The sequence below is a fragment of the Candidatus Binatia bacterium genome, assembly GCA_036493895.1.
Taxonomy (GTDB): Bacteria; Desulfobacterota; Binatia; order UBA1149; family CAITLU01; genus DATNBU01.
In genome coordinates this window covers 13,405-39,352 of sequence record DASXOZ010000015.1, presented here as the reverse complement: position 1 = coordinate 39,352, position 25,948 = coordinate 13,405, and the positions used below count along the sequence as shown (strand labels likewise).

Here is a 25,948-nt window from a genome sequence, read left to right as displayed (position 1 = left end):
AGGCGTGGCCGCTTCTTGAGGAAGTGGTGGACGAGAGACGTCGCCGCTTCGACAGGGGCGGGAAGTAGAAAGTGGGGAGTATCGCTATCGGCGGCGACGACCGGTGTAGTCAATCGCGTGCAGGCGACAGCGGACGCGGCCGCGTTACGGTGAGGAAGCGCTGCCTCTCAGTCAGACGTCGCGGCGAACGACACGCCGGTGGAAGCTGCCGCCGACGAGTACGTTGCTGCCCAGCACGCGCTGCCATCGCTGCGCACCAGTTGCAGCACGACCGGTACCGTGAGCGGCAGGCCGGGATCCGGCATGCTCGTGCCGCCGGCTTTGATCGACACGCGAGAGGAGCTTCCGGTTGCGAGCAGCGCCTTGCTGATGCCGTCGGGCGCGAGCGTCGGATTCTTGTACACGTAGCCGCTCGATCGCGTCGTCCAGCACGAAGCCAGTCCGCAGCTTGCCGACGAAGGCAACGCCGCGTCGCTCTGAAGTGCGGCGCCAGCGTAGAGGCACACGTCGTACGCGTCGCCCGCGGTCGGATTCCCGAACGCCGGTGTGGCGCCCCCGGCCCATTTCCACACCATGCCGCCTTTGCCGGCCAGGCTGTCCCAGCGCAGCTTGAGCTTGGACCCACGAGCGGACGCCGAGTCGCAGTCGTTGCGAGGTGTGCTCGCGCAGTTGCTGCCGCCGCCACTCGGTGCGCCACCGAGAACGAGTAGGCTGATCGATGCTGCCGGGAAGGTCGCGGCAATGGCATTGGACGCAATCGGAAGATCGCCCTGCGGCACGATCTTCGTCAAATTTGCGCCGCTGTAGAGGTACCATTTCGCCGTCGTTGCTCCCGAATAGCCGGACAGCACGATCGACGTGTCGAGCGACGCGGTGTCCTTGTTGACCACCATGATCGTCAGCGCGCCGTCGCCCGTGCGCAGCGATGCGTAGATCGACAGCTTCGACTGGTCGGCACTGGCCGCATCGACGTGCGTGTCACCGAACTGCGAACCCGCGCCGTCGTAGTTGCGGTACATGCGGAATGCATAGGCGCCGGGCTGCGTCGAAGTCGGCGGATCCCACAGTGTCGCCAGGTCGAGGCCCTCGCGGCCGAAGATGCCGAGCACGTCCGCCTCGGCAACCGCGCCGTTGACGTGATTGAGCGCGCCCCAGTTGTATTCGCTGATCGCGATCTTGGTGCCGGGGTAGTTCGCGTTCACCCAGTCTTTCATGCGCGGGATCATGCGGATCGTATCGCCGATCCAGCTTTCGTCGGTGTAGGTGGGGTCCCACAGCGAGCGCGTCGAGCGCAGGCGCAATGCCTGCGTCGAGCTGCCGCCGGCCGGTGACAGCGAAACGCCGGACTCCTGCGGATAGAAGTGCAGGTCGAGGTAGTCGAGGATGCGCGTAGCGTGCGCATCGTCGTACGCTTTCATCTGCTGCAGGTACCACGCGACGAACTCCGTTCCGCCGTGGGCATTGCGATCGGCAGGATGGTTCCACCAGTCGCCGCCGGCGGCCTCGTCCAGGGCGGACCAGAAGTACCCGGTCCAGCCCCATTCCGCCGGTCCGAGAGTCTTCGCGCCGGCATCGGCCTGCTTGATGGCGGCAGCGTACTGCCAGGTGCGGTCGCGCATCTCGTCGTAGCTCGTCGGCGACGGGTGCGCGTCCCGGTGCGTGGAGTTCCACAGCATCGGCTCGTTGTCGAGATCGTAAAAGGCGACGCCGCCGCCGGAGGCGCTGCCGTACTTGCTGGTCAGATGGGCGATCCAGTCGGAGACGAACGACGGCGTGATCGCAAGACTGGTGTCGGTCGGATCATTTCCGGTGACGTCCGCTCCACCGGAGGCGACGCCGTTGCCGCAGTCGTTGCGATAGGGATCGACAGACTGCTGTGCGCCGTACTTCGCGACGCTGAAGCCGCACGCGTAAGCACGCGTTTTAGGCGTCCAGCCGATCAGAGGCATCGTCAGCAGCGTGTGCGTGCTGGTGCGGCGGTCCTGCTCGACGAAGTTGTCGGTCTCCGATCCGTCGGGAAGCAGCTCGGGGTGCGCGTTGTCGTTCGGGATGTTCTCGAAATACCAGTCGAAGGCGTGGTTGCTCGTGTCCAGCTGCCAGTTGTAGCGTGTAGTCGAGTTTCCGCCCCAGCGTCGCACCGGCAGCGCGAGCTCGCTGGCGAGCGCTTCGTCGGCGAAGTTCATGCCGTAGATGTCGGGATCGATCGCGCGTTGTCCCGACGCAGCGTTGACCGTCAGCGCAGGACCACTGCCGGGCGGCGGAGGCGGAACGCCGGTGTTGACGAAGCGCACGTCGTCGACGGAAAAACTGGGCTGGGCACCGGCGGTGTTGTTGAACCAGTAAACGAAGGTGACGCTGCGGGGAGAGCCGAGGTCGGTGATCGGCACGTCCACCTGCGTCCAGGTGTTCGCAACCGGCGTCACCGGCACTTCCACGTAGGCATCGTTGTTGCCGACGCGAACCAGGATGTTCTGCCCGCCGGAGGCGCCGCCGTGGATGAAGAAGCGCAGCGTGTCGTCGGCGGAGACATCGACACCAGCCGCGTTTCCTACCTGCAGCCCCGACCAGCCGCCGGTGAACGTCGTCAGGGTCGCGTCGCTGCCGGAATGCACCGGTGAAGCGCTGGAAACGTTGTGAGTCTGGCTGCCCCAGGACCAGCTGTCGTCGAAGCCGTTCTGAAGCGCATCGTCGTAGACGATGACGTCCGCCGCGGCCGCGACGGCTGAAGCCATGGTAAGGACGACGGCAACCAAGCCGGCGCGCAGTGATGCAGTGTGGTCCCGCATGCAAGAGCCCCCGATCCACTATCCATGCCAGTGATTTGCACGGGGAGAAAGGGGGATTGGCTCGGGCGCGCAGCCGCCCTGGCCGCGACACTCATTTTCGTTCGATCGAAGCGTCCTCGAGCATCACCGAGTACTTGTAGCCGAAGCCGAAGTCGCGATCGCGGGCCACTTTGCCCCGCACGGTAACGACGTCTCCCACCGCTGCCTCGCTCGACGTCGTCGCCGTGAGGTCGTTTTCGGCGCCGGCGCCGACGCTGCCGTCCTGCAGGTGGATCCAGTTCCTGCCCATCACGCCGGCGTTGTACTTGACCACTTTGCCTCGCACCGTCACCTGCTTTCCATCGACATCGGCACGCCGGTCGTAAATCTCGGCGATCGTCATTCCGCCGTCGGCTTTGGCGACTGCCTTGACGTCGGCGGACTCTGCCTTGCCGTCTCCGGCGTTGTGCGAAGCGCCGATGTTGGCGTGTGGCGATGCGGCTGTTGCCGCCGGAGCGCTTCCGGTCATGAGCTGGCCGACGAAAAGAATGCTTTCAAACGTGCGGCCGAGCGTCTTGCTCGGAAAGTTTTTCATTTCCGTGCCGCCCACCCAGTGAACCGCGTCTCCCACCTTGACCGGTGTGCTCGGACCGGCAACCCACACTTCTCCCTTGGACGTCTGGACGCGAACGTACGTGTAGCTGGACGCGTCCATGGTCTCGAGAACCTTGCCACCGGAGAATTGCGCTGCGGCATCTGCCTGCGACTGCGAAGGAGGACGCTCGCTGGCGCGCATGGGCTCGCTGGCAGCGAGACACGGTGACGAGAGCGTCAGAACCAGAGCGAGGGACAATGGGAACGGGGACGGGAAGTATTTCGACACGGGGGTACTCCTTCAAGTCGCTTGCAAGTCGCTTGTCGGTCAGATCCTCCGAGCTAGCAAGTGCACGCTGTAGCGCACGTTTCGTCGCGAGCCGGCGCCAACCCCGGCATTTGTCGCGCGCGATTCCTGTGAATCGATCCACGATGCTCGATTGACTCGAGCAGGCCGGGTTTTTACAAGGCAACATGCGCCTTGGTACTGCCGTCGTCGCGCTCCTGGCCGTCGCACTGGTTCCTATGCGCTCCTCGGCCGCGCCGGGCGCTCTCGATCCATCCTTCGGTAACAGCGGCGTGGTCGAGACGATCGTCGGTAGCGCCGGATCCGGTGCAGCTGCCGTCGTCGTTCAAAGCGATGGACGAATCGTCGCGGCCGGAGTCGCGACGTCCGGCGGGCAGCCGGTCTTCGCGATCCTTCGCTACGAGACGGACGGCGCTCTCGACTCGACGTTCGCCACCGGCGGAATCGCGCTGACGCCGATCGGAACAAGCGCCGGGGCACACGCGCTCGTGCTGCAGGGAGACGGCAAGCTGGTTGCGGCAGGTACCGCGACGGTCGGTGGTGTCGGCATGTTCGCGCTTGCGCGCTACGACGCCGGCGGTGCGCTCGATCCGGGTTTCGGCACCGGCGGAATCGTGACGACGCCGATCGCCGCCGCGTCTGCCGTGTACTCGCTGGCGCTTCAGAGCGACGGCTCGATCGTCGCCGCAGGCGACTGCTCGGACCCGGGATTCAAGGTTGCGCTCGCTCGCTACGATTCGCACGGCGTGCTCGATTCGAGCTTCGGCACCAGCGGCATCGTCAAGACGCTGGTCGGCTCCTACAGCCGCGCCACGGCGATGCGCAGGACTGCAGGAGACGCGCTCGTGGTCGTCGGCGTGGCCGAAAGCCAGTTCCTGCTTCTTCGCTATGACAGCGACGGCAACCTCGATCCTTCTTTCGGCAGCGGCGGAGTCGTCAATACTCCGGCCGCCCAGTATGCATCGGTGCTGTATGCGATCGATGTCCAGAGCGATTCGCGCCTGGTAGTTGCCGGGCACGTCGACGACGTGCTTGCCGTGGCGCGCTACAAGGCGAACGGGACGCTCGACACGAGCTTCGGAACCAACGGGATCGTGACGAACGTTCTCGATAGCCAGGAATCCTACGCGACCAGTGTACTCGTTCAGCCGAACGGCTACATCCTGGCTTCCGGCGTGGCTATTTATGGAGGCATCCACGGGACGTTCGGCGGTACGGGTCTTCGTGTCGCGCGGTTTAACGCATCCGGAGCGATCGATACGAGCTTCGGCAGCGGTGGATACGCGGGCTCGTTCATCAGTGGCGATTTTGGCGGCACCCCGGCCGCCATGGCTTTCGATCCGACCGGCCTCATCGTTGCAGGCTCGGGAAGCTCCTCGTCGGTTCCCGACGTGCTGCTCGTCCGCTTCGAAGTCAACGTCTGCGGCGACGCGGTCCGCGAACCTCCGGAGGAGTGCGACGACGGGAATCGGACCGACGGTGACGGCTGCGACACCAACTGCACGCTGACGGCGTGCGGCAATGGCATCGTCACTTCAGGGGAAGACTGCGACGGCGGCGAATGCTGCAGGCCGGATTGCACGTTTGCCGGAGGCGAAACGGCATGCGCCGACGATTTCCGCGTCTGCACGGATGACCAGTGCGATGGAGCGGGACACTGCGCGCACGTCCCCAACACCGCGCCGTGCGATGACGGAAACGTCTGCACCGGCTCCGACACCTGCAGCGGCGGCATTTGTGCCGGCGTGTCGGTCGTCTTCTGTCCCGCGTGCCAGTACTGCGTGCCGAGCGACGGCAGCTGCCAGGACGGTCCGCGATCCGATTGCCTGACGACGCTGAGCGACCACTCTTCCAAGCTTCTGCTCGCGTACGACTCGGCCGATGCCTCCAAGACCCTGATCAAATGGTCGTGGAGCAACGGTACGCAGACGCTGCTTTCGGATCTCGGCGATCCGACGGCGAGCGACAGCTACGATGTGTGCTTCTTCAACACCGGCTGGAAGTCGCACATCCCCGCCGGCGGCCTCTGCGGCGACAAGAACTGCTGGTCGAGTGCGAGCGGTACGGGCTTCCGTTTCCATGACCCGTCCCAGAGCAACCACGGGGTCGACCGGCTTCAGGTCAGGTCGGGACCGGATGGCAGGTCGCAGATTCTGATGCAGGCCAAGGGCGAGAACATCGAATACGGCACGCTGTTCTCCGAGCTATTTCTGCCGGTACGTTTTCAGCTCCAGCGCGGGCAGATGTGCTGGGACTCCACGTTCTCCAGGACCGGCAATGGCTCGACGACCGGTACCAGGCAAAGGGTGGCGCTGGTCGGTCACTGATCGGCGCCGAGGACAGCTCGCTCAACCGGAGGACTTCATGCCCAATGCCAAGGACTACGTCGCCAAGGCGATCACTGCCGTTCACGAAGGGCTCTATCGCATGAGCGGCGGCGTCATCGGTGGACGCCTGCTCGGCATGCCCGTGCTGCTGCTGACGACCACGGGGCGCAACAGCGGCCAGCCGCGCACGACGCCGCTCACGTATTTCGAGTTCGACGGCAGCGTCGTGCTCGTTGCTTCATACGGCGGCGACGACCGGCATCCGCAGTGGTACAAGAATCTCGCGCGAAACCCGGAAGTCACGATCGAACGAGGGCGGGGAAAGGAGCGCGTGGCCGCGCGCACCGCTTCCGCCGACGAGAAGCAGAGATGGTGGCCGACGATCATCTCGACGTACTCGGGTTACGCCGGCTACCAGAAGCGCACGACGCGCGACATCCCGCTGGTGGTGCTTGCGTTCGGCGAGTCCGGCGGTTCGATGTCGCGCGGCGGGCAGCGGCCCAGCTAGCTCCGCAGGAACACCGTGCCCGGGAACATCGTTTCCGCGCCGATCCCGCTATGCGGGACGGCGCGGAAACTCCCTTGCCCTGCCGCTGCGCGCATCCGCTACGGACAAGTATCCGGCGGCATCGGGCAGGCGCCCGGGGCAGCGGCGTTCCTCGCGGCAAACTGCCCCCTTCCGCCGTCATTCGGCGGATTGGTGCCGGAGTCCGTGGAGATGGTGCCGCCGAAGTCTGCGCACATCACCGCCGCGCCGCTCGTCACGATCACACCGACGCTGCCCTGCGACGGCTCGCCGAGCCTGTACGTGATCGCGATCGGACCATTGCCCTTGGCCGTGAGGCGCAGGAAGCCATTCTGCAGCGTCACTGCGCTGACGGGCGACGACACCAGGCCCGGGTCCTTGTACTTGAATCCGCTGCTGGTTGTCTGCCAGTTCGCGCCCGGCAGGCTGAAGCACGCCGAATCGGTGCCACCCGCGCTATTGAAGACGTGCACGGTGACGCCGTCGGCAGTGGGATCGATGCCGGCCGTTGAGATGGCGGGATCGCGAGATGAGAACTTCAGACCGACTGTTGGTCCCGTCGCCCGGTCCCTGATCGACAGGCTTAGTCCGCTGATCGGCATCGCGCCGCCGGCAATGCCGCCGACGTTCAGCGAGACCACTGCGAGATTCGAATCGGTGGACCCGTCCCACGCGGCGAACGTGAACTGGTCTAATCCGACGTAGCCCGGCTCCGGAACGTAGGTTGCCAGTGTACCGGCCAGACCCGTGGTGCCGTGGGCCGGCTGCGTCACGATGCGCAGCGAAAGCGGATCGCCGTCAGGATCCCTCGCACGAAGCGAGATCGACAGCGGCGTGTCCACGGACACGGTAAGCGACGCGCCGGTCGCGACTGCGGCACGGTTGGGATTCGGATCGCCGTTGTGAGGACCCAGGTGGCACGTGTAGCAGCCGATCTGGAAGCCGGCCCACACGCTCTTCGTCCCCGATTCGCCGGAAAGGGTACGCGTCGCCTTGGCACGGGAAAGCACCGTGCCGCGGTAGTCGCTGCCGTGACACACCTGGCACGGCGTGGTGTCGCCGCCTTCGCCGATCAGGTCGTGATGCGCGCCCACCCACGCCTGCCCGACGGTGTGCATCCCGTGAGGCCCGCCGTTGATGGAAACCGGCATCGAGGCAACGTGGCAAGCGCCGCACTCGACGAGCATCCCTGTGTGCCCTTGTCGCTCCATGCTTTGTACGTTGTCGTTCTTGTGCGTCGAGATGAACTCGGCGTGGGTCGATCCGTGGCAGCCCTCGCACTTGACGCCGCCGTGGCCGGTGGAGAAGCGGTACAGGGAAAGACCGGCCGCGGGTGCGTCGGCAGTCGTCGCGAAGACCGGATCCACCGCCGAACGAACGTGTCCGGGCGAGTCGAACACCGAAGTGTAGCGAAGCGCGCCGGCGTTGTTGGTCGCGCTGCCGGTGTGGCAGCTCTGGCACAGCGGCTCCTGCAGCCAGCCCAGGCGACCTGCCGCACCGACCATGTTCATCGAGCCGTGGCATTCCTGGCACTGGATCGCGAGCGATCCGTCCGGCGCGACCGACGCACCCATCACGCCGCGCAGGCATCGCGTCTCGGCGCCGGGATGACAGCGATAACACGCGGCACGATCCGTCGAGGAGTCCAGCGTCAGCCCGTTGACGGGATCCTTCACGTGAGCGTGGCGGCCGTGCTCCGCCTGCGTGAGCGGCATCACTCCGCTTTGCCCGCTGGTGCCGAGCGCCGCCGAAGCATGGCAGCTCGCACAGAGAACGGGATGGCCGTCGGTCGTTACCGACGCATACAGGCCCGCCGCGTTGTAGCCGGCTGCGGACAGCGCCGCGGCATAGACCGGATCACCCGCGTTGAGCTCATCGTGCTTGGCGACGATGTTCAGGCGCGTCTCGCGCTGGATATCCGGATCGGCGATCCAGCCGGCCGCCGGCATGGCAGGGGCAGGGCTGGCGGCGAGGTGGCTGTGGCAGCTCTTGCAATCCATCTCGTCGGACACCGGCAGCACGATATCCGTGTAGGCCAGCATGATGCCGCCGGTGGTGCGCGCGACCAGCCGCATCATCGGGTAGGCGTTCTTCTGCATCGTATCGTCGTAAGGGGTGAGCGGGATCCCCTCGGCGATGAACCAGCCGGAGGCGGCGTCCCACGTCATCGGCTGAGGCGCGTTGGCGGCTCCGGGCATTCGCATCCCGGCCAGTCCGACGTCGGGCGGCGGCGAGCCTCCGAAGAGCGGCAGCACGAATTGCCAGAAGTTCGTCTTGCCTTGAGAAGTCGTGTTGATCGAGCCGGTGCTGTCGGCAATGGCCTCGTACGTGATCGTGATGCCGGCGGCGACCGGATCGGTAACCCTTAAACCGTTCGGATCGATGACCTGCGCATGGATGGTGTTGTACGGCGGCAGCAGCGACAGGACGGAGAAGTCGCTGTCCATGCAATGCATGCCGAGGTTGTTCCATCCGACCACGGTATAGCCGGCGGCGGCGTGAGCGGGATTTGCGAAGCACAGCAGCGCGACGGAGATCAGGGCAGTCCAGCGCAGTTGATGTTTCATGGCGCGACCTCCTTCGGGGATTCGCTCGATGCATCTTGCGACCATGCATCAAGCGTACCGCGGGAGGTCCTGCGACGAGGAGGAAATAGCTGATGGATTTCGGGCTATGAACGACGCTCGAACCGTCGTAACGGCGTTCAATTTTCAGGTCTGCGAACGACGATGCGTCTCTTCTCGCGACTGTGCGAATATCGCCTCGGCAGACCGACGATGATCGGCGTTCTCGCGGCTCATGTGCGCGGGCGAGGAATGCTGCCGCAGTCTCGCGATTGGGAATTTCCGACGGTGCGCGGCCGTCCGCCTACGGGCAGGGTGTATTGCCCGGATCGGCCGACGACGTCCGCTCCGCGCTGAACGAGCAAAAGCTCACAAACGGATTGAACGCGTTATTCGCGGCTTCGGTGTAGAAACGCCCCTTGAGCTTGACCGTGGTGCCGGAGGACTTGAAGTCGAGCCGGCCCATGTAGTTGTAGTCGTTGCCGGCGAAGTCGAGATTGTTGGTCACGGTGCAGTTGACGAGCGGCGACACGCCTTTGGAGTCGGGCGTGTTGGGGTCTAGGATCAGCTTGCCGTACATCGGGACGGTGGCGAACACGATATAGAGATCGCTTCCGCTCACCGTGACCGACAGCGTCTGAGCGGTGTTCATGTCAGACGTGGTGTTTCCGTCGATGGGGTTGTAGTTCTTGCAGGTTCCCTTGCTCAGGGTGTACGTGCCGGTCGGGTCGATTGCCGCTGCTGAAGCCGCAGCGGGAAGGGCGATACTCAGGATGGCGACGAGCAGAAGACGCGCGGACGTTTTCATCGGAACTCCCTCCGGCCGGTGGTATATCATCAAGCCCCCTTATTCAGTCGCGCGCCTACACGCAAGGGGCGCAATGGCCGCATCCAGCCGGCATACTCGCCGGGATACTCGCCGAAGCGATTCGCCGCGAGTGGCCGCCGGTCGGCCGAAGGAACTGGCGAGATCGGCATCCGGTGCGATCCCGGGCGAGGATCGTGCGGCGAACCGACGCTTCCAGGCGGCTCGCCGAGCGGGATCATGATCTGGACCATATCGCCCTCGCCGCCGCGGCAACGCCTGTCGCGGGTTCTTCCTCGCGAAAATCGGAAACAGCCGCAACGCCGTTCCGCGTTCTGACAAAAGACATTTCCGGAGTTTGAATACGCCCACGAGTGCCCGGCACTCGCTGCTTCGCCGCAACGGCGGGCAAACAAACAACAAGCTGTCGAGCGGCTGCTCGAGAAGCCGCAAGCCGAAACGGCGCCTCTCCCTCGAGCATGTTTCTTGCTTCGGATTCCGCTGCGGCATCGATCAGTCGATCGCGGGTCAACGTGCTGCAGGAGGCCGGGTCCGGCCCCTGCCTGCAAGGAGGGACCGCCCTTGCGTCTCGCCGTCTGCTTTCAACGAAGCATCCGTCTTTCTGTTGCTCCTGTCCTGACGCCCGATTCGACGTGCTCCCGAAGCGAGAGCGGGCGACCGGCCGCGCGATCGGCGCGGCAAGGGAGAACTCGGCCATGAATCGAATTCTGCCTCACTTTGTCGCCCTCCTTTGTGTGACGGCAATCCTCTGCGGGCCGGCCAACGTCGCGCAGGCCTGTGCGGCGCGCCCTGCAGGGCTGACTGCGTGGTGGACAGGCGACGGCACGACAAGCGACATCACGGGCGGTCGGAATGCGACGCTGCACAACGGAGCGGGATACGCGGCGGGCGAGGTCGCGCAGGCATTCGCGTTCGACGGTGTCGATGACTTCGTCGACGTCGCAGCTACCGGCCTGGACGTTGGTGCGGGCGATTTCAGCCTGATGCTCTGGGTCAACTTCGACGACACGTCGGGCGCGCAAGTGCTCTCCGAGAAGTACGTGGCATCGGCGTCACCGACCGGATGGTCTCTGTTGAAGACCGCGACGAACACCTTGATGCTCACGAGCCCCGGGGGGCAGATCGAGACCGTGCCCTTGCAGCTGACGCCGGGATTCTGGTGGTTGATCGCTTTCGGCCGTGTCGGCGGCCAGATGTTCATCGGGGGAGCGGGGGCTCTGAATACCACCATCGGGCCGATCTCCGGGAACCTGAGCTCCACGGCTTCTTTCAAGCTCGGCCACCGCGGTTCTCCGTCGGATACGGCTGGGTCCCTGGACTCCAGCGGCATGTACCTGAAAGGCCGGATCGACGAAGTTCTGTTCGACGTCGGTCTGGCGATGACCTCCAACGAGATCTACGCCATCGTCGGGGCGGGAAGCACGGGTGTCTGCGTGCCGGTACGGGTGTGCGGCAACGGCCGGGTCGAGCCGACGGAAGTCTGCGACGATGGGAATCCGGTCAGCGGCGACGGTTGCGATTCGAACTGCACGCCGACCGGTTGCGGCAACGGCATCGTCACGGCTGGCGAGGCTTGCGACGACGGCAATCGCGCGGACTGGGATGGCTGCCAGGCCGACTGCACGACCACGCTCTGCGGCAACGCCGTGGTCGATGCCGGTGAAGCCTGCGATGACGGTAATCACAAGAGCGGCGACGGTTGCGATGCGAACTGCACGCTGACCGCTTGCGGCAACGGCATCGTCTCGGCCGGTGAGACGTGCGACGACGGCAACCTGATCGACGGGGATGGCTGCGACTCCAACTGCAAACCGACAGGGTGCGGCAACGGTGTCGTCACGGCCGGCGAGGCTTGTGACGACGGCAATCGCGCGGACTGGGACGGCTGCCAGGCTGATTGCACGACGACGCTCTGCGGCAACGGCGTGGTCGACGCCGGCGAAGCCTGTGATGACGGGAACTACACTAGCGGCGACGGCTGCGACGCCAATTGCACGCCGACCGGCTGTGGCAACGGCATCGTCACGGCCGGTGAGACGTGCGACGACGGCAACCTGACCCCCGGGGACGGCTGCGACCCCAACTGCACACCGACCGGCTGCGGCAACGGTTACGTCTGGGGCGAGGATTGCGACGACGGCAACAACGCGGACTGGGACGGCTGCCAGGCCGACTGCACGACCACGCTCTGCGGCAACGGCGTGCTCGATCCGGGTGAAGCCTGCGACGACGGCAACTACACAAGCGGAGACGGCTGCGACGCGAACTGTACGCTGGCCGGCTGCGGCAACGGCATTGTCACGGCCGGCGAGCAGTGCGACGACGGCAATGACGTCAACGGCGACGGCTGTGACGACAACTGCACCGTCACTGCCTGCGGTAACGGTGTCGTCACTTCCGGCGAGCGCTGCGACGACGGCAACGCCGTCAACGGGGACGGTTGCGACAACAACTGCACGCCGACGTCCTGCGGCAACGGCATCCTTACCGCCGGAGAGGTCTGCGACGACAACAACGGCGAAAACGGGGACGGCTGCGACAACAACTGCACGCCGACGTCCTGCGGCAACGGTGTCCGCTCGCCCGGAGAGGAGTGCGACGACGGCAATCTCGTCGACGGCGACGGTTGCCAGAACAACTGCCGGCATTCCCCCGGACAGCTCGATCCCGCTTTCGACGGTGACGGAATGGTAATCGGTGCTGCGACCGACGAAGACGGTTTGCGACGATGCCCGGTCGCTGTCTTGAACGACGGCCGTATCATCGCGGCATACGGCGGAAAGCAGCACGGATCCTTCGCGCTCGCCGCTTACCGGACGGACGGAAGCGTGGACATGAGCTTCGGCACGGGCGGGGTCTCGGAGATACCGATCAACGGTTCCAGCAGGCCGGTGGCGATGACGGTACACGATGAAAAGCTGATCGTGGTGGGCTCGTCGAACGACGGCTTACCCCATAGCTCGGGACCCCGTCTTACGCTGGCGCGTTACGACAGTACCGGCGCGCTCGATCCGACCTTTGGCCAGGCCGGTGTCTTCATCACTGCCAAAGGTGCCAGAGCCAACGGCGTCGCCGTCGAACAGGACGGCGCGATCATCGTCGCGGGAAGTGCACCGGATGGCAGCAGACTGATTGCGCGCTTTCTCTCCAACGGGACGTTCGACAGTACGTTCGACGCAGACGGGATCGCGATCGACGCTCGAGCACGGGAAGCCACGTCGATGGCCGTCCAGCCGGATGGGAAGATCGTGACGGTAGGGCTCGACGTCGAGCGGGGAGGCGGCAGCGGGAATCTGGTGCTCGCGCGCTACAACAGCAACGGCAGCATCGACAACAGCTTCGGGACTGCCGGGCTGCAGACCGTCGCGACGCAAGCCGCATGGGCCGCTCACCTTGCGTTGCAGCCGGACGGAAGAATCGTAGTGGCTGCCAGCGTTTTCGGATCGACACAGTTTCTGGATCTGGGCGTGTACCGCTTCAACGCCGACGGAAGCGTCGATCCGAGCTTCAGTGGGGATGGAGTCGTTCTCACCCGTATCGCGGACGACGACAACGTCCCGGGCGGCATCGTCATCGACGCGGACGGCAGGATCACCGTCACCGGACGAGCAGGGTTCTACTACGGGAACGGCGGCGTCTTCCTCGCGCGTCTCACTCCGAGCGGCGTCCCGGACACGGCATTCGCCACGAACGGTTTCCTGACCACCGGGATCGGCTTCGGCGACGACCGCGGCTCCGGCATCGCGCTCCAGCCGGATGGAAAAGTGGTCGTTGCGGGCGACAGCGATGTCGACGACCTGTCGGAGCTGGTCGTGCTGCGCTATCTCGCCGGCACCTGCGGCGACTTCCGGGCCCAGGGCGCCTACGGCGAGCAGTGCGACGACGGAAATGCGACCAGCGGCGATGGCTGCGAACCCGACTGCACGCGCACGCCGGTCGTCGAAGTCGTCGGCATTGGCGGCGGAATCGTGAGCACCGATCCGCTCGGTGAGGGCGCGACGCCCGCCATGCCGGTGCAGACTTCGCTGACGACTCCGAACGCCGGAACGGTTTCGATCGCGCCTCCGGCCGTACCGGCGCAGCCCGACGGCATGGAGGTGGTGGGTCTGCAACTCCAGATCGAAGCGCCGCCGGCAACCGCCGACATTCCTTTGTCGATCACGCTGAGGGTCGACGCGTCGGCGATTCCACCGGGGGTCGATCCGCACCGCCTCGATGTGACGCGCGACAGTGTCATCGTCACCGATTGCACCGGACCTGCCGGCGTCGCCTCTCCGGACCCGTGCGTGCAGAGCCGGTCGGTGCTTGCGGACGGGGATGTGTCGATGACGGTGCTGACCTCGCACGCAAGCCTGTGGGGAATGGTCGTGCGCGGGCTTTTTCCCGGCGAGCAGGACTGCGTCAATGGCGTCGGCAAGGCGGCCGGCGGCGTCACGAAGGCCCAGGCAAAAGCGGACGCCACGTGTCTCAAGTCGGCGGGCAGCGGCAAGCAGCCGGATGTCCAGGCGTGCGTGCTGGCCGACGTCCACGGCAAGATCGACAGCAGCATGCATGGCACGACGGGAGTGGCGGCCGGTCAGTGCGTGCCGGCGCCGCCATTCGGTTTCACCAGTGCCAATGCCGTCAATCGCGCGGCTCAGGATGCCGCGCTGGGACTGCTCGCCGATGTGCTCGGTCCGGACCTGAACGCCGGCGTCGCCACCGATCGCAGCCTCGCGACATGCCAGAGCTCCGTGCTCAAGTCCCTCCAGAAACTCTTCGACACCGAGTCGAAGAGCTTCCTGGCCTGCGCGGCTTCCGGATTGGCCGGCACGTCCGCGTTGATGGTGAGTGCCGCCGAGCTCGCAGGTTGCTACGGTGTGGTGACGGCCGACCTTGACGGGAAGATCGCAAAGGCCGCGGGCAAGCTCTCTTCGACGGTCAACAGCAAATGTCCCGGCGGCTTCGCGACCGCTCTGCTCGCGGGTCCGTGCGGTAGCGATGCCGATCTGCCGCAGTGCCTGGATCATCGAGTGAGCTGCCGTATCTGCTCGATGTTCGACGCGATGGACGGGCTCGACGGGAACTGTGATCTGTTCGACGACCAGACGCTCAATGGCAGCTGCCAGTGAGCTCTCCGGGACGGCGTCCTCGTGTGTGCGTTGGAGTCAGCACGCAGAGGTTGGAAAGCAGTTCCGCTGCCCGGCAGGCATCCCGGCGACGTTGACAAGGCCCGTGATGGTGAAGAGTCTTACATTGCGGCGCATCGCCGAAGATTCGGGGTCATTCGCGAAAGAAAGGGGATTCCAGATGAAATCATACCGCTCAGGCGCCATCGCCTGTCTCGCATCCGCAACACTGCTTGCCACGCTCGCCGCCAGCGATGCGCTGGCGGGCACCGGGCCGCCGGTGAGCTGCACGGCGACATTCTCGCTGTTGAACACCCCGGCAGATACCGGAGCCCTCCAGTACACGGCCGACTACTCGGCGGCCGCGGCAGAGCCGGCTGGCTCGGGCTCCGGCGTCAGTTGCTCGAGCTTGCTGCCCGGCTCGCTCGTCGCGTTGAACGACGACGAGGCCGCGCACACACTGCGCGCGGGAAACATCATGCTCACGGGAATTACGACGACGCCTGTCGATCTCATGCAGTGCACGCTTACGGGAACCGGAGCGCCGAAGCCGTCGGACATCGTCGTCAACGTGGTCGACGCCGCGACGGAGTCCGTCGACGGTAACGAGAGCAACGTCTGCGGCGCACCGGTGACAGGCTCCAACCCTCCCTACAGCAGGGACGCGCTCGTCATCCTGAAGAGCGCAGTCGGCCAGCCCGTTACCTGCCAGCTCTGCGAATGCGACCCCAACAACAGCGGGGGCATCACCGCCAGCGATTCCCTTCTCGCGTTGAGGGCAGCCGTGCAGCAGCCGGTCGCGCTCACTTGCCCGGCCTGCGTCGATCCGGTGGAGACCAGCGGCGTCACGGCCGCAGCCACTGTCGGCGTCACCCTCGACTGCACCTTCACCTGCCCGCCGGTGGCTGACGCAACCTGCGAAAGCGGCACGAAGTCGTCGTTGAAAATCTCCGACAGCGCCGACAACAGCAAGGACTCGATGAAATGGAAGCTCGGCGGCGGACCCGCCATCGCCCAGGACGATCTGGGCAACCCGGCGGCTTCGACGACCTACACACTGTGCGTCTACGACTCGATCTCCGGCGGCGACACGCTGGCCACCTCGATCGCGATCGCGCCGGGCAGCAACTGGACGAGCAAGGATCCCAAGGGATTCTCCTACAAGGACAAGACCGGCAGCAGCGGCGGCGTGACCAAGGCCAGCGTCAAGACCGGCGCGGCCGGCAAGTCGAAGATCTCGCTCTCGGCCAAGGGTCTTGCCCTGCCTCTGCCCGCGCCTTTCAGCGGCAGCCAGTTCTTCGACATGAGTCCTCGCGTGGTCGTGCAGCTCCACAGCAATTCGGCGCCGAACTGCTGGTCTTCCGCGTTCACGGCGGCCACCAAGAACACTGCAGCGAAGTTCAGCGCGAAATTGCCGTAATCGCCGCGACCCTTCCTGTCGCGCGCCCGTGATGCGATACGGGCGCGTGGCAGGCACGGGCGCGTGCGGGCCTCCGTCGCGTCTGCGCGGCGCATAGGAAGAATGAGCGTGCCGTCAGTTCACCGGTAGTCAGTTACTCATTGCCGACTTGGCCGGGCGTTCGCTCAACTGACTAACGGAACTTCTGGTTAGATGGTGCCCAGGGCCGGAATTGAACCAGCGACACGAGGATTTTCAGTGCCGCCGGGAAGCGGCGTGATGCGGTGTGGTGCAGCGGGATCGCGGAGTTAGCTGACTTCTGGTCCCGCTGCATTGCACCGAGCTGCCGCGCTCCGCACGAGAATGGGGGCAAGATGGGGTCAGCGTTGCGTTGATTCCGCTTTGTCTTGCTGACCACCCAACTCACGTTGAGACTCGCTAATCCCATCACGGATGTTTCGTTTCATCTGAGTCGTTAGCAACCCGGCACGCTCTGCTTGTGCGGGACTCGACGGAGCTGGTTCAGCGGTTGCGGCGTCGGTATCTACTCAGGAATGCATCCCGAAAATGTGCGCGTAATGGTCAACGGTGGTGTAAGCGTCATCATTGGCCTTCAGGGTTTCCCGCAGCTTGTCGAACACCTGCGCCATCTGCTCCCGAGTGAGCCCGGAGCGGAAAATATGCTCCGGCGGCAGGACGACGCTCAAGGTGATTACCATGGGGGTTCGCTCGCGGTCGATGGGCTCGTCGTCCGTCCCAGCGAGAAGCGCGTCGAGGGCGGAGACGATCGAGGCGATCTCGTCGGCGGTGACGCCGGCAGTGTACTGATCGCCAAACGGCGGATCGTGTTCGCACAGGGTAAGTGTCGGCATCGGTATGGTTTGCGGCCCGATCCACGTCAGCCGCAGTCGGAACGTGGCACGTTCTTCTGCACTCAGTGTTCGGAAGAACTCGTAGGGAGCGCGGGAACTGTCTACTGGCGTCCGATTCACAACAGTGCGGTCAGGTTCGCGCGATGCTCCGGGGACCGGCGCGGTTCCACCTTCGAGCCAGCCAATCGCGGCAATGCTTAGTCCCAGCAGCGACATCGCGGCAATGAGCCCAGGCCGTGCAGCCATACCATTGTAGAGCGCCGAGAGGCCCCGATATGGATCGCCGTTGTAACCTTCGAAAAAAAACTGTCCAGCAGCCGTGAGCGCGAGTGCCGCAAACACACTAATGGTCCGCACATACGTGCTCGAGCCTGAAAGGAAGCCGAACCAGACGAATACGGATATTCCCAGCAGAGCAACGGCCCGCTGGTACCTGTTCAGTTCACCCATTAGTGCCTTGGCGGCGAGTTTCCCATTCCGGTCGCGGCAGTACCATCGAAAAGCTCGTTCGTACCGCGACTACGCTAACCGGATGAGCTAGGTCGCCGACGACATGTTTCTCGAAGCTAATGCGCTGAAATGAAGGTGCCCAGGGCACTGTGAAAGGACTCTGTACCAAGATCCCAAGGTCATTGAAGGGTACGACAGCCAGCGTCCTTTGCTCTTGCCTGCGGCGGGTCGGCAAGCGCTGCGGGGATTGCGAATCCCCAGCGCGCGAAATTCCGCTTCCGCAACGCCCGCCTACGCGGGCTTGGCCCAATGTTGCCCCAGTTCGCCGCGGCAGAAACTTCGGGGCGCGTGACGCTCGACAGCTGCACGGCAGCAGTGGCACATGGAGCCGTGCGTTCGGCCCGAGCTGGTCAACAACGTCGGGCGCGCACCACCGTGCTTCCCGGTGCGTGCTGCGGGTGCCGGGGCACCAGCGGTGGAAGGTGGGGGGGCGCTAGGCCCGGCGGGTAGCAGCTCGACCCCTTCCAACCCTCCTACCGGCACACCGGCGTACCCGCGGGGCCACCGCCCCCAGCGCCCGTGAATCTGAGCCTGAAGGCCCTCGGGTAGTCGCACAACAAAATTGGGGTTTGGTGCACTTGCACCGAATGACCCGTGCTTCCGGCGCTGGCATGAGGCTTGACCACGGACAAGTGTGTAGTTCATGCGAAACATGATCATAGGCGCGGCTCTAGCCGCCACGATATTGCACGTTGGCGTGGCGCGTTCCGACGACCCGGTTTGTGGGGACGTGAACGCCAGCGGAGGCGTCACCTCGTCGGACGCGCTCGCAGTGCTGAAGAAGGGAGTGGGGCAGGATGTGACTTTGAAGTGCCCTCCGCTAAGCGGGTCTCTGCGGACCGGAGAGATCATCGCCTACGGCATCGGGTCGGATGCCGATGTAGGGGGCAGGGACGACGCGAGCCTTTACGGACAACGGCGACGGCACGATCACCGATAGCCGAACGGGCCTGATGTGAGAGAAGAAGGACGACTCCGGTGGCATCCACGACGCGGACAATACCTACACGTGGTCCACCGGCGGGAACTACATGGACGGGACGATTACAACGACTTTCCTCGCTGCGCTGAATAGCGGCGGAGGTTTCGCCGGCCATACTGACTGGCGGATTCCGAACGTATCCGAGCTCCAGACGTTGGTGGATTTCGGACGTGTCGCTCCCACGATTGATCCCGTTTTCAATACGGATTGCGCTCCGGCTTGCACCGTTTTGATGTGTAGCTGTACCGCGACCACCGATCACTGGTCTTCTTCGACGGATACGTACGATCCGGCGCAGGCGTGGCTCGTGCAGTTCTACGTTGGCTTCACAAATTCGAGCCTCAAGTACAAGGACACGCACGTCCGCGCCGTCCGCGGCGGCTCCTAAGCGTGAGTCGTTGACGCAGGAGGAATCCCATGAGCAGGCCGCCCTACTTGGTTCTCGCCGTGTACGCCGCAATACTTGGCGTCGCTGTTGCCGCGAACGCGCAGGTGTGCGGCGACGTAGATGGCAACTCCATCGTTACCGCCGGCGACGCTCTTCGTGTGCTGAAGAAGGCCGTAGGTCAATCGGTGGAGCTGACGTGTAAAGCCGGCGACTGTATCGCCCTTGAAGCGCGGCTATCCGAGGTGGAGGCGGCAACGCCACGCGTCTACGATGCAAACGGAGATCTGGTAGGACGCCTGGTCGGAAGCGCCCATGCATACACTACCCGTTATGAGCAGGTGACGGTTGCCGACAAATCAACGGGTAAACTCATCGAGTTTTGGCAGTACGACGGGGACGACACGGTGAGCTTCTTCGAAGAATTTGACACCCCAGGCAACGACGAGCCGCTCGCCTATGTATTTTACACAACAGCCGATTGCTCCGGTACTCCTTACATCCTTACCGAGGCCGACCTGCCGTACACCGACCATTTTCTACGCGTCTTCAGCTATTCATATTCTCCCTTCGACGTTGTGACGACCATCAACCCGGTTCAGCCAGCATCTGGGGCCGTCGCGATCAAATCAGAATCGTTCTTCGGGGACTACGACTGCGAGCCCTTCTCGCAGGATCTATCAGCGGGCGTCCTCTACCAGGGAGCTACTGTGACACCCTCTTTCGGTGCTCGGATCGAGCTTCCGCTCAGGACTGGCCCCTGAGGCCGTCTCTCTGATTTGCGTCCAGTTCTGGAGGCCTTGGGCAGTCGCGCTCGCGACGCGAGTCCTAAGCGTGAGTCACCGACGCAACGTAAGGCAACGCGGACGTTTCTGGTACGTCCGGTTACCCATCAACGGTAAGCGTGTTGAGCGTCGAACCGACCCGCACCTTCTTCGTTGGCCTCAGTCCCACGCGTAGTGATAGGTGGAGACCGGGGCGCGCCACCTACGCTGCGGGAGCGACGAACGAGCCGGGAAGGGCAAGGGCTGGAAGCCGAAATTGCGAAACACTATCTCAAGCTTGGCTAGAGACGCATTCACGCTGATCATCAACGCTATGCAGTCCTCGGCCGATTCTGTGTTGCGTAAGACTCCGGCGTTGCCGGCTCCGCATTCCTGGATGCCAGTCGGACCATTTGTGCTCACGGGGATGGCGCTCGGGTGCGCAGGAGCATCGATGGAACCACCGGTGCAATTGGCCACCGTGACTACTCTGTGGAACGTCCCGGACACTGCTGTGCAATCGCAGTCAGACGTCCCACCTATCGAAGGAACCTGCGCGACCTATGTTGGCGAGACGATAACCACCAAGCCCTTCGATGCCGTCATCGCTGCGCTACCTGAGTACCAGCCAAAAGGGGAATACGAAACGACTGAGCAGTACAACGCCCGCCTCGCAGGCCCCGCTAGCGTTCACCCGTCTGCCGTTATCATTGCCAAGACGGCATGGGATCGGGGGCCTTGTGAGGCATTCGACGAAACAGAGTTTCGCGATTCGCTCGTGTATGACGCCGACACGCAGACCCTCGGCATCGGAGTGGGAATCTTCAAAGGGCCTGAATTCGATGCGTTGAGTGCCTTTGCGTTCGCGAAGGGACCTACTCCCAAGACCGGTGTTTTTAATATCGGGGTTATAGTTTCCGAATCAGAGAGCACGACTGGCGACTACGTCGCCAGCAACGCGTTCGGCGTAAAGGCCGATGTTCGAAGGGTAACCCATACAGCCGTTCGCCACTCGCCACCGGAGGGAGTTCACACCTCCGTTGCGTCCGTGTTACTCAGGGCCGCGGTCCGCGATCCTGCGGGGAATAGCGGTGACGATTCGGTGACCGGCGACTCAGTAAGCCCGTGTCGGTCAGATAGAGAGGGTCTCGCTCCGCGCGGCCGACAGGCTTCTCAAGCTTGTCGAGAAATGATGAAGCCAAAGCGCGGAAAATCGGTTATCACGTTCTGCTTTTGGCCATTATGCCGTCGCATTCCGGGGCATCTTTTTTGAACTTGTCGCGTATAACCAATGCGACTCGTTCCTTCTCGTCTGAACACGTTATTTTGCAGTTTAACATATCGTTCGCGTCCTTTACGGAACCAAGACCGGCCAATTCCTTCGCATGGCCCCCTTCGGTTCTCGCGCTATCGACGCTAAAGCAGTACTCGAAGTCCAGTGCAGAGAGAGTCATCAGCTGGAGTTCTGCGACATCTCGCATTTTGCACTGGCAATACAAAGAAAGCGCTGCTGCATCAGTAATCGTCGTCGCCATGGCGAGGACACTGAAGCTCGCGATGAAGAGTCGCCGGCCAGAAATGAACTGACCCAACTCAGCTATCCGTACTCGGCCGCTGCAATAACTTCATCTGTTGCTGGAGCGTTGGTCCAAGCTTGAGCGGCGGCTGAGAGGTTCTCCTCAAAACGGAAATTCTGTTCACCGGCACTCGCCGCTTTGCGCGAATTCCACGGCCTTCGAGAGCGTCGTTCTCGGGGATGAACGTAGTTTTCATTGGTTGCGTTCTCCGACTCTTCCGTCGCCGTGCGACAACCTGGAACTCCGCGCCCAGTGCATTAGTGTTCGCGGGGTTTTGACCTGCTGAGCCTCGCACACGACGCGCCGCAACTTCGGTTTGCATCTTACCGGCGGAGTGAAAGCGCTTCTATCCCGCGAAGAAAGATTGGGGGAGTCCCGTCCTTGTCCGTGACATTTCCCCTAAAAATCGTCTGTCCTTTATGTCAATCCGGAGGCTGAGGCCAAGAAGGACGACAACGGTCAGGTCTATCCCTTCATCCTGATCGCACTCGAAACCTCGATGCGGCTCATGGAGATCCTGTCGATCCGAAAAGAAAACGTGCACCTGGAACGGCTGATGATCTACATTCCGAATGCGAAGGCAGGGCCGAGGGACCAGCCCATCACCCCGCACCTTGCGGCGTTCCTCAAGGCTCGTATCGAGGCGCTGCCCGAAGGGGTCTCGTGGTTATTCCCATCGGCGAACACAAAGAAGGGCGGCCATACCACCAACATCAGCAAGCCCTTCCGCCGCGTGGTCAAGGCGGCGAAACTCGATCCCGATAAAGTGGTGCGCCACACCCTTCGTCACACGGCGATCACGCATCTCGTTCAGGCTGGAGTGGACCTCCCGACCGTGAAGCGCATCAGCGGGCATAAGACATTGGTGATGGTGGAGCGGTACTCCCATGCCAACGGCGACCACATCCAGGCCGCGATGGGGAAACTCGACCAGCGGTACCGGCCGCAAGAAGCGGTGCAGCCTCAGCCGGAACCGCCAAAAGCGGAAGCTGTTGGCTGATGCGAAACCTTAACGGAGCGACGCGCATGGCACGTTGCTTGCCGCGAAACGCGGCGCACGCTGCTCGGTGAGGTTCTACCAGCGTCGTGTGTCAGTTTTCGCCACAGTGCCGGCGACACGATTACACCAGAATTACACACGCCGACTTTTGGGCGTGAAATCAGTCAGCGTAACTAGTTGAATTGAAGGTGCCCAGGGCCGGAATTGAACCAGCGACACGAGGATTTTCAGTCCTCTGCTCTACCAACTGAGCTACCTGGGCACGTGGCGGGGGGCGAGGGCGCGGACCGGCCGCGCCGTGGGTGTGTAGCGCCGCGCGTAGGGCCGGTCAAATTGCGGCAGGGAACCCCGCAAACCGGCGTGCCAGGGGCGAAGGCGCCGCGCCGCTGACGGGCAACCGCGCACGCATCGCTCACCTACTTCTTCTTCAGCCTGAGCCCCTTGCACTTCCCCTCGACGAACTCGATCACCTTCGCCTCGAGCCTCAGATTGCCCAGGCGATTGCTCTCCTGGATCCCCGTCGGACTGGTGACGTTCACCTCGGTCAAGTAATGCCCGATCACGTCGAGCCCCGCGAAATAAATCCCGAGCGGCTCCAGCGCCGGCGCCAGCGCCTTGCAGATCGTCTGCTCGCGCTCGCCGATGATCGCCGGCACCACCGTGCCGCCGACGTGGATGTTGCCGCGAAGATCGCTCTCCTTCGGGACGCGGCGGATTGCGCCGATCGGCTTTCCGTCGAGATAGAGCAGGCGCATGTCGCCGCTTCGCGACTCGGGAAGGAAACGCTGCGCCATCACCGGGCGCATGCCGTTGCGCGTCGACATCTCCAGGATCGAGTAGGTGTTCAAATCGCCCGTCGTGATGCGGAAGATGCCGAGCCCTCCGCAACCATCGAGAGGCTTGATGACGATGTCGCCGCCGACGCGGTCGCGAAATTCCAGGATCGCATCGGGGCTGGCCGACACCATCGTCTCGGCGATCAGGTCCGGGAAGCGCAGGATGAACATCTTCTCGGTCGCTTCGCGAAGCCCGCGGGCGTCGTTGAAGACGAACGTCGCCTCGTCGTCGATGAGGCTCAGCAGGTGCGTCGCAAAGAAGAATTCGGTATCGAACGGCGGGTCCTTGCGCATGAACACGCAGTGGAACTCGTCGGCCGGCCTCCACGACCAATCGCCGATCTCGGCGTGCTTTCCCTGCACGTCGGTCACGCGCAGCGACGCGACTCGTGCTTTGACCATGCCGCCGTCGAAGCCGAGGTCGGTGGTGTTGCAGTAGAAATTCTCGTGGCCGCGAAGCTGGGCCTCGCGGATGAACACGAAGGACGTGTCCTTCGTGATGTCGACCCTCTCGATAGGGTCCATCACGTGCAGGAATTTCACCGTTGCCCTCCTTGCCCGGCCCGCCGTCCGGGAGGCTAGACGAACGCACGCGCGAAGAAAGGCGCGGCCGGCCGAAAGGCGGTCCGGGAGCGCTTCGCCGATGTCGCGTGCAAGCGGCGTGCGGGCCGACGGGCGGGGTTTTTGCGCAGCCTGTTAGTTGCCGTTGCTGCCCGGCGCCCGCCGCCCGAGGTCGCCCCAGATGTGCTGGCACAGCGCGGCGGCGACGATCGCGGCAGTCTCGGTGCGAAGCACGCGCGGCCCGAGCCCGACCGGAACGAAGCCGTGGCGCTCGGCGAACTCGACTTCTTCGGCCGAAAAACCGCCCTCCGGCCCGATGAGCGCGATCACGCGCACGACGTCCGGATGGTTGCGCCGCAGTGTTGCTGCCGGGGTCTGGGAGGCGGCCGTGGTGAACAGCAGCCCGAGCGTGTCGGGCGGCTTGCTCGCGACGAACTCTTCGAAAGTGCGGATGCGCTCGATGACCGGCAGCACGGTGCGGCCGCACTGCTCGGCAGCTGCCCTGGCCACCCGCCTCCAGCGCTCCACTCTTTCCATCGCCTGGGTTGGCTCGAGCCGGCCGATGCTGCGTTCGGAGATGACGCCGCAGATGCGGTCGGCACCGAGCTCGATCGCTTTTTCGACGACGAGGTCGATCTTCTTGCCCTTGGCCAGGCAGGGGGCGATGCACAGGTCGAGGGCCGACTCGGTGCTGCGTCCGGCATCACCGAGAATGCGCACCACGGCAGTCTCCCCCTGGAACAGCTCGAGCACTCCGAAGCACTCGCGTCCGCTGCCGTCGAATACGACGAGCTCGTCGCCCGGCTTGAAGCGCAGCACGTTGCGCAGGTGATGATGGCTGCTTCCGCTGAGCACTGCGCGGTCGGCGGTAAGATGCGCGGGCTCGACGAAAATGCGCGTCTTCGGAAGAGTCGGAGTGGCCAGTGCGGAGATCATTCTTCAGGGAGCTCCCGGAGCCCGGCCTCGCACCGTCACGCTAGGCGCGCGCACGGGCTCTGCCAAGGCCTGGTGGTGCACCGAGAGAGAAACCCACTCGCCCCTTGCGAGGACTCGAGCGATGCACCAAGGGGAACGGATAAAAGCCTCTTCGACGATTTTCAACCTCCGCGCCTCGATTCCGGAGAGGATGAGGGTGCCCCCGGCGCGCACGGCGCCGGTGAGAACGTCGCGAAGCTCGACGAGAGTCTCGGCCAGGATGTTGGCAACGACCAGATCGAAGCTCCCCGCGGCGGCGGCGCGAATGCCCGTTCCGCTTCCTCCGGCCTTGGCGCGACTGCCACTTAGCGGCGTTGCCGATGTTTTGTCGGCGTCACTGCGGGCTGTGGACAAACCCGGACGCGCATTGGTCTCCCACTCGGGAATCCCGAGCTCGCCCTCCTCCATCTCGACGCGTACGAGCGTGTTCACCGAATTGGCAGCGACATTTTCCGCCGCCGCCTCGGTGGCAAGGGGATCGACGTCGGTGGCCAGCACGAACGAGGCGCCGAGCCGCGCAGCCGCAATGGCGAGGATCCCCGACCCGCAGCCGACGTCGGCGACGCGGTCGCCGGGGCGCAACTCTTCGGCCAGAAGCTCGAGGCAGCCGGCCGTCGTCTCGTGGAGCCCGGTGCCGAAGGCCATGCCGGGATTGATGACGATCGAGACGAGACCGTTTTCTTCCGCGCTCGGCTGCTCCCACGGAGGACGCACTTCGACGCGGCCGGCGAACGTGCGGCGCGCGAAATGCTTCTTCCAGTTTTCGGTCCAGACTTTCGGGTCGAGCTCGACGATGCGTGCAGCCGGTGCCCCGCCGAGCACAGCGACGGCGTCGCGTGCGATTGCGGCGCGCTCGCCCGCATCGTGATCATTCTCACATTCGACGACGACTACGACTTGGGCCGGGTCTGTTCGATCGCGCACCTCGACCCCGCCGAATCCGGCGAAGTCGAGCAGGGCCGCGGCCTCGTCGACCAGCGAAGCGGGCACCTCGAGCGCGATTTCAAACCAGCGTTGCGGCAATGGTCGCTCTTCGTGGCGGAGTCTGCGCGGATGGCCGCGCAATTGTC

At 64.2% G+C, this 25,948-nt stretch carries 15 protein-coding genes, 1 tRNA gene and 1 pseudogene; 8 read left to right on the top strand and 9 right to left on the bottom strand.

From position 1 onward, the window contains the following. Nucleotides 1-167 precede the first annotated feature (167 nt). Entirely contained in the window at nucleotides 168-2,732 is a 2,565-nt protein-coding gene (locus VGK20_03545) for a glycoside hydrolase family 44 protein (protein ID HEY2773108.1), read from the bottom strand. A gap of 145 nt (nucleotides 2,733-2,877) precedes the next feature. Beyond that, on the bottom strand, nucleotides 2,878-3,648 hold the full coding sequence (locus VGK20_03540) for a hypothetical protein (GenBank protein HEY2773107.1): 771 nt from the start codon (nucleotides 3,646-3,648) through the stop codon (nucleotides 2,878-2,880). Between the two features lie 185 nt (nucleotides 3,649-3,833). Between VGK20_03540 and VGK20_03535 the strand changes: the two genes are divergently transcribed. Both VGK20_03535 and VGK20_03530 read left to right on the top strand, forming a co-directional pair. Further along, entirely contained in the window at nucleotides 3,834-5,993 is a 2,160-nt protein-coding gene (locus VGK20_03535; protein HEY2773106.1) for a hypothetical protein, read from the top strand. Nucleotides 5,994-6,030: 37 nt separating this feature from the next. Further along, the gene (locus tag VGK20_03530) at nucleotides 6,031-6,501 is read left to right on the top strand and encodes a nitroreductase family deazaflavin-dependent oxidoreductase (GenBank protein HEY2773105.1); all 471 of its coding nucleotides are present in this window, start codon (nucleotides 6,031-6,033) and stop codon (nucleotides 6,499-6,501) included. A gap of 98 nt (nucleotides 6,502-6,599) precedes the next feature. Here VGK20_03530 and VGK20_03525 read toward each other — a convergent pair whose 3' ends face one another. Together VGK20_03525 and VGK20_03520 are read right to left on the bottom strand one after the other, a co-directional pair. Next, on the bottom strand, nucleotides 6,600-9,086 hold the full coding sequence (locus tag VGK20_03525; protein HEY2773104.1) for an Ig-like domain-containing protein: 2,487 nt from the start codon (nucleotides 9,084-9,086) through the stop codon (nucleotides 6,600-6,602). Nucleotides 9,087-9,387: 301 nt separating this feature from the next. Next, a complete protein-coding gene (locus VGK20_03520) occupies nucleotides 9,388-9,891 on the bottom strand; it encodes a hypothetical protein (protein HEY2773103.1) in 504 nt (167 codons plus the stop codon). A 713-nt stretch (nucleotides 9,892-10,604) separates the two neighbouring features. Here VGK20_03520 and VGK20_03515 point away from each other — a divergent pair. Both VGK20_03515 and VGK20_03510 read left to right on the top strand, forming a co-directional pair. Further along, nucleotides 10,605-15,020, top strand: coding sequence for a DUF4215 domain-containing protein (locus tag VGK20_03515; GenBank protein HEY2773102.1), 4,416 nt, complete (start codon nucleotides 10,605-10,607; stop codon nucleotides 15,018-15,020). A 178-nt stretch (nucleotides 15,021-15,198) separates the two neighbouring features. Further along, entirely contained in the window at nucleotides 15,199-16,437 is a 1,239-nt protein-coding gene (locus tag VGK20_03510; GenBank protein HEY2773101.1) for a hypothetical protein, read from the top strand. Between the two features lie 527 nt (nucleotides 16,438-16,964). Here VGK20_03510 and VGK20_03505 read toward each other — a convergent pair. Then, nucleotides 16,965-17,738, bottom strand: a complete 774-nt coding sequence (locus VGK20_03505) for a hypothetical protein (protein ID HEY2773100.1) — start codon at nucleotides 17,736-17,738, stop codon at nucleotides 16,965-16,967. A 1,043-nt stretch (nucleotides 17,739-18,781) separates the two neighbouring features. Between VGK20_03505 and VGK20_03500 the strand changes: the two genes are divergently transcribed. From VGK20_03500 to VGK20_03485, 4 genes are all read left to right on the top strand, one after another. Then, the gene (locus VGK20_03500; GenBank protein HEY2773099.1) at nucleotides 18,782-19,168 is read left to right on the top strand and encodes a DUF1566 domain-containing protein; all 387 of its coding nucleotides are present in this window, start codon (nucleotides 18,782-18,784) and stop codon (nucleotides 19,166-19,168) included. A 29-nt stretch (nucleotides 19,169-19,197) separates the two neighbouring features. Further along, the gene (locus tag VGK20_03495; protein ID HEY2773098.1) at nucleotides 19,198-19,929 is read left to right on the top strand and encodes a hypothetical protein; all 732 of its coding nucleotides are present in this window, start codon (nucleotides 19,198-19,200) and stop codon (nucleotides 19,927-19,929) included. Between the two features lie 454 nt (nucleotides 19,930-20,383). Further along, nucleotides 20,384-21,202, top strand: coding sequence for a hypothetical protein (locus VGK20_03490; GenBank protein HEY2773097.1), 819 nt, complete (start codon nucleotides 20,384-20,386; stop codon nucleotides 21,200-21,202). Between the two features lie 779 nt (nucleotides 21,203-21,981). Next, nucleotides 21,982-22,506 (top strand): site-specific integrase, encoded by a 525-nt coding sequence (locus VGK20_03485; protein ID HEY2773096.1) that lies wholly within the window; start codon nucleotides 21,982-21,984, stop codon nucleotides 22,504-22,506. Nucleotides 22,507-22,695: 189 nt separating this feature from the next. On the opposite strand, the gene VGK20_03480 is transcribed toward VGK20_03485, so the two are convergent. The 4 genes and pseudogenes from VGK20_03480 to VGK20_03465 form a co-directional block, all read right to left on the bottom strand. Beyond that, nucleotides 22,696-22,768: transfer RNA gene (locus VGK20_03480), tRNA-Phe, on the bottom strand. A gap of 154 nt (nucleotides 22,769-22,922) precedes the next feature. Further along, a complete protein-coding gene (gene gshB / locus VGK20_03475) occupies nucleotides 22,923-23,885 on the bottom strand; it encodes a glutathione synthase (GenBank protein ID HEY2773095.1) in 963 nt (320 codons plus the stop codon). 153 nt (nucleotides 23,886-24,038) lie between these two features. After that, a complete protein-coding gene (locus VGK20_03470) occupies nucleotides 24,039-24,839 on the bottom strand; it encodes a 16S rRNA (uracil(1498)-N(3))-methyltransferase (protein HEY2773094.1) in 801 nt (266 codons plus the stop codon). Nucleotides 24,840-24,926: 87 nt separating this feature from the next. Further along, nucleotides 24,927-25,901: pseudogene (locus tag VGK20_03465) on the bottom strand (50S ribosomal protein L11 methyltransferase). Nucleotides 25,902-25,948 lie beyond the last annotated feature (47 nt).